Genomic DNA, 4,207 nt, shown 5'->3' on the forward strand with positions numbered 1-4,207 from the left:
GAAGCAAAAAAGTAGGTGGCCCGCCGGGGCCAGTCCCGGCTAGTCTCTTCGAAGAACTGAAGCCGTTGTACTGCCGGAGATACTCCGTCGCTCTGGATTCCCGCCTGCGCGGGAATGACGAAGGTGATGCATTAGTGGAGGCTCTCCGTCGCTCTAGATTCCCCCTTGCGGGGCGCGTACTGGCTTGCAAGCGAGTACCGTTTTGCAGGCGGACAGCATGCTTTCCAGAATCCCGGCAAGGCCCTGCACAAGAACGACAACCGGAACATTCCGAAGAAGTGTTTGCGATATATGAACATGCCTCCCAACGGAAACGTTAAGGTTTCAACGAACAAAGTGTGTTTGCACCAGCACGCCGGAAGGCGTTCTTCTTGCTTCGTCATAACACCGCCCACTACCGATATGCGCCCTGCCGCCAAAGCAAGAGAGCAAGCCCGCCGGCAACAACGATTTCCAAACCACCACCACCACCAACCATGCAAGCAATCTTCCTCGACAAGGACGGCACCCTCGTAGAAAACGTCCCCTACAACGTCAACCCGCAACTCATCGAACTCACATGGCTTGCCGGTCCCGCCCTGCAGCTGTTCCAGCAAATGGGCTACCGGCTGTTCGTCGTCAGCAACCAGGCCGGCATTGCCAAAGGCATCTTCACCGAATCGGCACTCGGCCCGGTCGAACGCCGTCTCGGAGAACTGCTGGCGCAATATGGCGTCAGGCTCGACGGTTTCTACTACTGCCCGCACAGTCCGCAAGGCGTCATCAACCGGTATGCGGTAGCCTGCACCTGCCGCAAACCGATGCCCGGCATGCTGACCAGGGCTGCCAACGATCATGGCATCGACTTGCACCGATCATGGATGATTGGCGACATTCTCGATGATGTGGAAGCGGGCCAGCGAGCCGGATGCCGGACCGTTCTCATCGACAACGGCAATGAAACCGAGTGGAAAATGTCGCCCCAGCGCAAGCCGGACCTGACCGTGCCGAACCTGTATGCGGCAGCGCGGGCGATCGAAGCCTACGGCCGCCTACCCCTGGAGGGCAGCGTCGACGATATGGGCAACCTGGTCACGCCCCTCCCTGCGAACGGCAGCGTCGGCGGCGAAGCGGCGCGCCCATGACGACGGCCGGATGGCAGGATGCCGGCAACCTGCTCTGCATCCGGCTCGACTACCTGGGCGATGTACTGATGATGACGCCGGCGATCCGGGCGTTGAAGCAATCGCGTCCCGGGCGCCGCATCACGCTCATGACCTCGCCCGGCGGCGCGGCAGTCGCACGCTATATCCCGGACGTGGACGCGGTAATCACGTATCCCGCGCCGTGGCTGAAAAGCAGCGAGCCGCATTCGCCCGACGTCGATCTCGCAATGGCGCAAACACTGCGCACCGCCGGCTTCGATGGAGCCGTGATCTTCACCACCTATAGCCAGAGTGCATTGCCGGCGGCGATGCTCTGCTATCTTGCGGGCATCCCGCTGCGGCTTGCGCATTGCCGCGAAAATCCCTACCAATTACTGACCGACTGGATACCCGATCCCGAACCGCATCGCCAGGTGCGGCATGAGGTCCGCCGCCAGCTCGATCTGGTGGACACGATTGGATGCCGGATCGATGACGAACGCCTGTCGATGCGGGTTCCCACCGAAGACAGGGCCGCGGTATGCCGATTGCTGCAGTCGATGGGTATCGATGAAAGCCGGCCCTGGATGATCTTGCATCCGGGCGCGACCGCGGCATCGCGACGCTATCCGCCGCACCTCTGGCGCGAAACCGCAAAACTGCTTTCGCAGCGACTTGCCTGTCCGCTAATCTTTACAGGCAGCCAGCAGGAAATTCCGCTTGTCGACGAAATCCGGCACGACGTACCGCACACAATCTCGCTTGCCGGCAAGCTTGGCCTGGGCGAGCTCACTGCGCTGATTTCGATGGCACCTGTCCTGATTGCCAACAACACCGGTCCGGCGCATATCGGGGCGGCGGTCGGCACACCGGTGGTGGATCTGTATGCACTCACCAACCCGCAACATACGCCGTGGCTGGTTCCCAGCAGAGTCCTGTTTCATGATGTGCCCTGCCGCAATTGCTACAAGAGTGTCTGTCCCGAAGGGCATCACGCCTGCCTGGCACAGGTTCCGCCGCTGCGGGTTGCCGACGCGGCGATCGAATTGCTGCAGGAAAGGATGACCACGACAGGGATGAGCCCGCCCCGGACATCGCCGGTGCATGACGCGACATCGGCAGCTTTGTAAAACAAGATTGTTGCAAGGTTGCAAGCACCTACTGAACCGATGAAGCCAACGTGCAGACTTCCGACTTTCCTGCTGTAAGTTTTACCCGTCAATTGCAAAAACGGTTTTCCCGGAGTGCATCGCCGTCCATTCTCGCCGGAACCTCCACCGCCGAATACGTCGGCATGGCCGGCAGCCGTCGCGCAGGAAACATCGTCGGCAGCATATTTTCCATCGCAACTTTGTCAATTTCGAGGCCACGGGTACAAACCTGAAATAAATGTGACAAGGTCATTGATGTGTGTCGTGGCACGAATTCCCGGACCCTGTCCAAAAGCGGGATATCCCATACGATGGCATGGACTTTGCGATTGCTCTTGTACGCTACATAACCAAGGAGATCACTATGCCACGCAATGCCACTTCCAAGGCTTCCACGAAATCCAGCGCTGCCAAGGCTGCTCCAAAATCGACCGGCAAGGGCGCCCAGGACGTGCTCGAGTTGCTCAAGGAAGACCATAAAAAGGTCAACAAGATGTTCGAGCAGTTCGAGAAGATGAAGGAAAAGGAAGACAACGACCAGGAAGCCAAGCAGCTTCTGGTGGAAACCGCCTGCGCCGAGCTGACCATCCATGCGCAGCTGGAGGAAGAGATTTTCTATCCGGCGCTGCGCGAAGCGATCGATGACGAAGACATGCTCGACGAAGCGGAAGTCGAACATAACACCGCCAAGCAGCTGATTACCGAACTGGCAGCCATGCAGCCGGGCGACGAACTGTACGACGCCAAATTCACCGTGCTGGGCGAATACGTCAAGCATCACGTGCAGGAAGAAGAAAAGGAAATGTTCCAGAAGGCGAAGAAAGCCAAGATCGACCTCGTGGCGATGGCCGAGCAGGTCATGGAGCGCAAGATGGAATTGCGCGACGAACTCGGGCTCGACGCAGAGGAGGACGATGAAGAGGAAGAGCATGAGGCGGCACCCAAGAAAACGACCCGTAAGAACGTCCATTGACGACGCGCGGATCGACGTCTTGCCTTCCACCGCATGATGCCGCGTTGGCTTCATGCGGTGCGGTTGCCGCGAACAGCCTTGCAAGCCCGTATCCGCCATTGCTCATGCGGTGGAAACAGGAACGTGACTGACCAAGTTGTTATGTAAATGCCGATGCGGCGCTCCTGCCGCATCGGCCCCAGTCAGAAACCATGAAAATAAAGGTGCGACGTGACTTTATTGGATGAAGATATCGGCATCGGCCATGTCAAATCAACCCATGCAGTGGATATTTTCGCGTTCGTTGAGGCGAAGGAAGTACCCTTTCTGTATTTTGAAACGCCCTATTACCTCGCCCCCGCCCCTGGCGGCGAGAAGGTCTACGCGGTCCTGCGCGAAACACTGCACCGCACCAAGAAGATCGGCATCGCCCATGTGGTGATCCAATCGAAGCAGCACCTCGCCGTACTGACGCCGCGCGGTCCGGCGCTGGTGTTGAATACCCTGCGTTGGGCCGGCGACATACGGGCCCTGGGCGGACTGGATTTTCCGCCGGAAGACATCGAGACGGTGGACGTGACGGAAGAAGAACTGGAGAATGCCGCCGAACTGGTGGAAAGCATGACCACCTCATGGGATATCAGCCGGTACGCCGATGCCGTCGATGCGGATGTCCTGAGAGCGATGCAGTCATCCGGCACGGCCAAGGGGTCCACCGGCATGCTGCTGGCACCGATGGAAGAAGAGGAGGACGATCTCGAATTGACCGACGACGACCTCATCGGCATCCTGCGGCCCAGCATGCATACGCCCCTTGCCGGCACCAGACGTGTCCGCACCGCGCATCAGCCGGCGCGGCCAGGCCGGTCGCACAGGATGCGAAGGTCGTTCTGACCGGCGAACCTGTGTCCTCGCCGACGTGCGAGGGCCTTCCCTTTCGTGGTCCCCGTCTTCATGCCGCTTCATCGGCGGCATGAAGA

General features: G+C 59.4%; 5 protein-coding genes. 4 read left to right on the plus strand and 1 reads right to left on the minus strand.

Annotation, left to right across the window (positions count from 1 at the left end; genetic code table 11):
* Window positions 1–476 precede the first annotated feature (476 nt).
* Together V7080_RS24430 and V7080_RS24435 are read left to right on the plus strand one after the other, a co-directional pair.
* Window positions 477–1,124, plus strand: coding sequence for a D-glycero-alpha-D-manno-heptose-1,7-bisphosphate 7-phosphatase (locus V7080_RS24430; RefSeq protein ID WP_334190977.1), 648 nt, complete (start codon window positions 477–479; stop codon window positions 1,122–1,124).
* Entirely contained in the window at window positions 1,121–2,254 is a 1,134-nt protein-coding gene (locus tag V7080_RS24435; RefSeq protein WP_334190978.1) for a glycosyltransferase family 9 protein, read from the plus strand. The genes V7080_RS24430 and V7080_RS24435 overlap by 4 nt, the downstream gene beginning before the upstream one ends.
* Before the next feature lie 88 nt (window positions 2,255–2,342).
* Here V7080_RS24435 and V7080_RS24440 read toward each other — a convergent pair whose 3' ends face one another.
* Window positions 2,343–2,528, minus strand: a complete 186-nt coding sequence (locus V7080_RS24440) for a hypothetical protein (RefSeq protein WP_334190979.1) — start codon at window positions 2,526–2,528, stop codon at window positions 2,343–2,345.
* A 111-nt stretch (window positions 2,529–2,639) separates the two neighbouring features.
* On the opposite strand from V7080_RS24440, the gene V7080_RS24445 reads away from it, so the two are divergent.
* Both V7080_RS24445 and V7080_RS24450 read left to right on the plus strand, forming a co-directional pair.
* Entirely contained in the window at window positions 2,640–3,248 is a 609-nt protein-coding gene (locus V7080_RS24445) for a hemerythrin domain-containing protein (protein ID WP_334190980.1), read from the plus strand.
* A gap of 210 nt (window positions 3,249–3,458) precedes the next feature.
* Entirely contained in the window at window positions 3,459–4,121 is a 663-nt protein-coding gene (locus tag V7080_RS24450; protein ID WP_334190981.1) for a Ku protein, read from the plus strand.
* Window positions 4,122–4,207: the final 86 nt, after the last annotated feature.

The organism is Noviherbaspirillum sp. (assembly GCF_036846085.1).
Lineage (GTDB): Bacteria > Pseudomonadota > Gammaproteobacteria > Burkholderiales > Burkholderiaceae_D > Noviherbaspirillum.